The 6,588-nt window shown below is 61.9% G+C and carries 1 protein-coding gene; it reads right to left on the bottom strand.

What is annotated here, in order from left to right:
* The coding region (locus G7Z99_RS19460) for an immunoglobulin-like domain-containing protein (RefSeq protein WP_375139173.1) at positions 1–6,588 on the bottom strand (6,588 nt) is incomplete at both ends.

Raw genomic sequence — 6,588 nt, 5'->3', positions numbered from 1 at the left:
TCAGGCCATTGTGGCCAGCCACTGGCAGACCTTGGGCATTGGTCAGGGTCACGGTGTAGGTAACCTGGCCGCCTTCGGTGACGGTAGTCTTGTCAGCGGTCAGTGTTGCCACGACTTCGCTGGTGGTATCGGTGATCTGCAGCGTTGCTGGAGTGGTGCTCAGTTGCAGGTTTTCGAAGTCCTTGCCACCGGCATCGACTGCGCTCTGCACGCTCAGGTTCACGGTCTCGCCGTCTTTGAAGACGTCGTCACCTTGGGCTGCCAGAGTGTAAGTGGCCGTGGTCGAGCCTGCTTTCACAGTCACGGTATCGCCGTTGCTGAGGGTGACGTTCAGATCACGCTCAAGCACGCGGTTAGTGGTGACGGTGAAGGTCGCTGGCTGGTTCTCGTTGACGCTGCTCTGGTCAGCCGTGATGCCAACGGTCAGCAGATCGCCACCGTTGGTACCGCCTGGCGTACCTGGGTTGCCTGGAGTACCTGGCTCATCGGTGACGGTGGTAGTACGCGTCTCATCACCGAGGGTGAGTTTCTCGAAGTTATCGCCGCCACTGACCGAGACCAGCTTGTTGACGATGTCCGCTTGGCCGCCGACGTAAGCATCATCTTTCACCACGATGGTCGCAGTGCCGGTGGTGCTGCCAGCCGGGACCTTGACCACGGTGCCATCGGTCAAGGTGAAGCTCAGGCCGTTGTGGCCGCCAACTGGCAGGCCTTGGGCATTGGTCAGGGTCACGGTGTAAGTGACCTGGCCGCCTTCGGTGACAGTGGTCTTGTCAGCGGTCAGCGTTGCCACGACTTCGCTGGTGGTATCGGTGATCTGCAGCGTTGCTGGAGTGGTGCTCAGCTGCAGGTTCTCGAAGCCCTTGCCGCCGGCATCGACTGCGCTCTGCACGCCCAGCTTCACGGTCTCGCCGTCCTTGAAGACGTCGTCGCCCTGGGCTGCCAGGATGTAGGTAGCCGTGGTCGAGCCCGCTTTCACAGTCACGGTATCGCCGTTGCTGAGGGTGACGTTCAGATCACGCTCCAGCACACGGTTAGTAGTGACGGTGAAGGTCGCTGGCTGGTTCTCGTTGACGCTGCTCTGGTCAGCCGTGATGCCGACGGTCAGCAGGTCGCCGCCGTTGTTACCGCCCGGCGTACCTGGGTTACCTGGAGTACCTGGCTCATCGGTGACAGTGGTAGTACGCGTCTCATCACCGAGGGTGAGTTTCTCGAAGTTATCGCCGCCGCTGACCGAGACCAGCTTGTTGACGATGTCCGCTTGGCCGCCAACGTAGGCGTCATCTTTCACCACGATGGTCGCGGTGCCGGTGGTGCTGCCAGCCGCGACTTTGACCACGGTGCCGTCGGTCAGGGTGAAGCTCAGGCCGTTGTGGCCGCCAACTGGCAGACCTTGGGCATTGGTCAGGGTCACGGTGTAGGTGACCTGACCGCCTTCGGTGACAGTGGTCTTGTCCGCGGTCAGTGTTGCCACGACTTCGCTGGTGGTGTCGGTGATCTGCAACGTTGCTGGGGTGGTGCTCAGCTGCAGGTTCTCGAAGCCTTTGCCACCGGCATCGACTGCGCTCTGCACGCTCAGGTTCACGGTCTCGCCGTCTTTGAAGACGTCGTCACCTTGGGCTGCCAGGGTGTAGGTAGCCGTGGTCGAGCCGGCTTTCACAGTCACGGTATCGCCGTTGCTGAGAGTGACATTGAGGTCACGCTCCAGCACACGGTTAGTAGTGACGGTGAAGGTCGCCGGCTGATTCTCGGTGACGCTGGTCTGGTCAGCCGTGATGCCGACGGTCAGCAGGTCGCCGCCGTTGGTACCACCTGGCGTACCTGGGTTACCTGGGGTGCCTGGCTCGTCGGTGACGGTGGTAGTACGCGTCTCATCACCGAGGGTGAGTTTCTCGAAGTTATCGCCGCCACTGACCGAGACCAGCTTGTTGACGATGTCCGCTTGGCCGCCAACGTAGGCGTCATCTTTCACCACGATGGTCGCGGTGCCGGTGGTGCTGCCAGCCGGGACCTTGACCACGGTGCCATCGGTCAAGGTGAAGCTCAGGCCGTTGTGGCCGCCCACTGGCAGACCTTGGGCGTTGGTCAGGGTCACGGTATAGGTGACCTGGCCACCTTCGGTGACGGTGGTCTTGTCAGCCGTCAGCGTCGCCACAACTTCACTAATCGTATCGGAGATCTGCACGGTGGCAGGCCCGTTGAGCTGCAGGTCTTCGAAGGTGCGCCCGTCCACAGCCGCATCCGTGACACCTATGGTCACCGATCCAGCATCTTTGAAGACGTCATCACCCTGGGCATCGACGCGGTATACCGCTTCGGTCTTGCCAGCGCCAATGACCACCTTGTCCCCATTGCTCAGGGTCACGGTGAGATCACGATCCAAAGCCTGGTTCACACGTACGGTGAAGGTCGGTTGCTGATCCTCGGTGACATCGCCATTGCTGACGATGGAAACGGTCACCGTATCGACACGGTCATTGACCGTCGTGGTGACAGGCGTTTTGTCTGGCACCACGCTTTCGAAGTTGCCGCCGGAAGTGCCAGCGATGCTGGTGGTGACTACCGGGTTTTCGGTGTAGACGTTGTTCGGAGCGGTGTAGTCCACCGAGGCCGAACTGGAGCCGACCGGGATGGTGATGGTCTGGCCATTGGTAAGCGTCACGACCAAAGGCGATTCAGTCACAGGCGCCGTGATGCTGGCGGTGTAGGTAATGACGCCGCCTTCGGCAACCGAAGGCGTAGCCGTCAGCGTGACTGTCGACGTATCGATCGTGTCAGTGACAGCGGTGATTGCTGGCGTACCATTGACCGCCAGGTTCTCGAAGTTGCCACCAGTAGCAGTGGTGATGGTCGCGCTGACCGAGCCCGCATCGATGTAGGGATCGTCACCAGGCGCGGCGACGTTCACCGAGCCGGAAGTCTGGCCTGCCGCGATGGTGATCACCGAGCCGTTGCTCAAGGTCACGCTGACCGGCGTCTGCGCAGCGTTGGTCAGGGTCGCGGTGTAGACGATCTGACCACCTTCGGCCACGGTCGGCGTAGCAGTCAGTGCCACGGTCGTGGTGTCGTTGGTGCCTGGGCCATCGGTCACGGTAGTGCTTGGGGTACCGGCAGCGACCAGCTTCTCGTAATTGCCGCCGCTAACGTCAGTGATGCTGTTGGTCACTGGCGGGTTGGTGGCGTACACGTTGTCTGGCGCGGTGAAGTTCACCGAACCCGTGCTGGCACCTACCGGAATCGTGATGGTTTGACCATTGGCCAGAGTTACGACCAGCGGCGCTTCGGTAACCGGGGCAGTCACGCTGGCGGTGTAGGTGATGACGCCGCCTTCGGCAACCGAAGGCGTAGCCGTCAGCGTGACTGTCGACGTATCGATCGTGTCAGTGACAGCGGTGATTGCTGGCGTACCATTGACCGCCAGGTTCTCGAAGTTGCCACCAGTAGCGCCAGTAATCGTCGTGCTAACCGAACCGGCATCGATGTAAGGGTCGTCGCCTGGAGCTGCAACCGTGATGCTGCCTACGGTCTGGCCTGCTGCGACGGTAATCACCGAGCCGTTGCTCAAGGTGACCGTCACTGGCGTTTGCGCAGCATTGGTCAGGGTCGCGGTGTAGACGATCTGACCACCCTCGGCCACGGTCGGCGTAGCAGTCAGTGCCACGGTCGTGGTAGCGCTGGTGCCTGGGCCATCGGTCACGGTAGTGCTCGGCGTACCCGACGTGACCAGATTCTCGTAATTGCCACCGCTAACGTTAGTGATGCTGTTGGTCACAGGCGGGTTAGTGGCATACACATTGTCTGGGGCGGTGAAGTTCACCGAGCCCGTGCTGGCACCTACCGGAATCGTAATGGTCTGGCCGTTGGCCAGGGTCACGACCAGCGGTGCTTCGGTAACCGGCGCGGTAACGCTGGCGGTGTAGGTGATGACGCCGCCTTCGGTGACCGACGGAGTGGCCGTCAGGGTTACGGTCGACGTATCGATGGTGTCAGTGACAGCAGTCACCGCTGGCGTACCGTTGACCGCCAGGTTCTCGAAGTTGCCACCGGTAGCATTGGTGATAGCTGCGTTGACCGAACCTGCGTCGATGTACGGATCGTCACCAGGCGCAGCGACATTCACCGAACCGGAGGTCTGGCCTGCAGCGATAGTGATCACCGAGCCGTTGCTCAAGGTGACCGTCACTGGCGTCTGCGCAGCATTGGTCAGGGTCGCGGTGTAAACGATCTGACCACCTTCGGCCACGGTCGGTGTCGCGCTCAGGGCAACGGTCGTGGTGTCGTTGGTGCCCGGGCCATCGGTTACGGTGCTGCTTGGGGTACCGGCAGCGACCAGCTTCTCGTAGTTGCCGCCGCTAACGCCAGTGATGCTGTTGGTCACTGGCGGGTTGGTGGCATACACGTTGTCTGGCGCGGTGAAGTTCACCGAACCCGTGCTGGCACCTACCGGAATCGTGATGGTCTGGCCGTTGGCCAGAGTTACGACCAGCGGAGCCTCGGTAACCGGCGCGGTGACGCTGGCGGTGTAGGTAATGACGCCGCCTTCGGTAACCGATGGAGTCGCGGTCAGGGTAACGGTGCTGGTGTCGATGGTGTCGGTAACAGCAGTCACCGCCGGGGCGCCGTTGACCGCCAGGTTTTCGAAGTTACCGCCGGTAGCATTGGTGATGGTTGCGTTGACCGAGCCCGCGTCGATGTACGGGTCGTCACCAGGCGCAGCGACGTTCACCGAGCCGGAAGTCTGGCCCGCCGCAATGGTAATCACAGAGCCGTTGCTCAGCGTTACAGTCACCGGCGTCTGCGCAGCGTTGGTCAAGGTCGCGGTGTAGACGATCTGACCACCTTCGGCCACGGTCGGCGTCGCGCTCAGGGCCACAGTCGTGGTGGTGCTGGTGCCTGGGCCATCGGTGACAGTGGTGCTCGGCGCGCCGGCAGTCACCAGGTTCTCGTAGTTACCGCCACTGGTGGCCGTAATGCTGTTGGTCACAGGCGGATTGGTGGCGTACACGTTATCTGGGGCGGTGAAGTTCACCGAACCCGTGCTGGCACCGACTGGAATCGTGATGGTCTGGCCGTTGGCCAGGGTCACGACCAGCGGGGCCTCGGTAACCGGGGCAGTAACGCTGGCGGTGTAGGTGATGACGCCGCCTTCGGTGACCGACGGAGTCGCGGTCAGGGTAACGGTGCTGGTGTCGATGGTGTCGGTAACAGCGGTCACCGCTGGCGTCCCATTGACAGCCAGATTTTCGAAGTTGCCGCCGGTGGCGCCAGTAATCGTCGTGCTGACCGAACCGGCATCGATGTACGGGTCGTCGCCTGGAGCTGCAACCGTGATGCTGCCTACGGTTTGGCCTGCCGCGACGGTGATCACCGAGCCGTTGCTCAAGGTGACCGTCACTGGCGTCTGCGCAGCGTTGGTCAGGGTCGCGGTGTAAACGATCTGGCCACCCTCGGCCACGGTCGGCGTAGCAGTCAGTGCCACAGTCGTGGTGGTGCTGGTACCTGGGCCATCGGTCACGGTGGTGCTCGGCGTGCCCGCGGTGGCCAGGTTTTCGTAGTTACCGCCGCTGGTAGCCGTGATGCTGTTGGTCACTGGCGGATTGGTGGCGTACACGTTGTCTGGGGCGGTGAAGTTCACCGAGCCCGAGCTCGAGCCTACCGGAATCGTGATGGTCTGGCCGTTGGCCAGAGTCACGACCAGCGGGGCCTCGGTAACTGGGGCAGTAACGCTGGCGGTGTAGGTGATGACCCCGCCCTCGGTAACCGAAGGCGTGGCAGTCAGAGTCACGGTCGACGTATCGATGGTATCAGTGACGGCAGTGACTGCTGGGGTGCCGTTGACTGCCAGGTTTTCGAAGTTACCGCCGGTAGCATTGGTGATGGTTGCGTTAACCGAACCCGCGTCGATGTACGGGTCATCACCAGGCGCAGCGACATTCACCGAGCCGGAAGTCTGGCCTGCGGCAATAGTGATGACCGAGCCATTGCTCAAGGTCACACTGACTGGCGTTTGCGCAGCATTGGTCAAGGTCGCGGTGTAAACGATCTGACCACCTTCGGCCACGGTCGGCGTAGCAGTCAGTGCCACAGTCGTGGTGGTGCTGGTACCTGGGCCATCGGTCACGGTGGTGCTTGGCGCACCGGCAGTCACTAGGTTCTCGTAGTTACCGCCGCTAACGTCAGTGATGCTGTTGGTCACAGGCGGATTGGTGGCATACACGTTGTCTGGGGCGGTGAAGTTCACCGAACCCGAGCTCGAGCCCACCGGGATCGTGATGGTCTGGCCGTTGGCCAGGGTCACGACCAGCGGGGCCTCGGTAACTGGGGCGGTGACGCTGGCGGTGTAGGTAATCACACCACCTTCGGTGACCGACGGAGTTGCCGTCAGGGTTACAGTCGACGTATCGATCGTGTCAGTGACAGCGGTGATTGCTGGCGTACCGTTGACCGCCAGGTTCTCGAAGTTGCCACCGGTGGCATTGGTAATGGTTGCGTTGACCGAGCCTGCGTCGATGTACGGATCGTCGCCTGGAGCTGCAACCGTGATGCTGCCTACGGTCTGGCCTGCTGCGACGGTAATCACCGAGCCGT

This window comes from Pseudomonas entomophila (assembly GCF_013523165.1).
Classification (GTDB): domain Bacteria; phylum Pseudomonadota; class Gammaproteobacteria; order Pseudomonadales; family Pseudomonadaceae; genus Aquipseudomonas; species Aquipseudomonas entomophila_A.
Note: the sequence above shows the minus strand (reverse complement) of the source record. Positions and strands in the feature narration are given on the sequence as shown.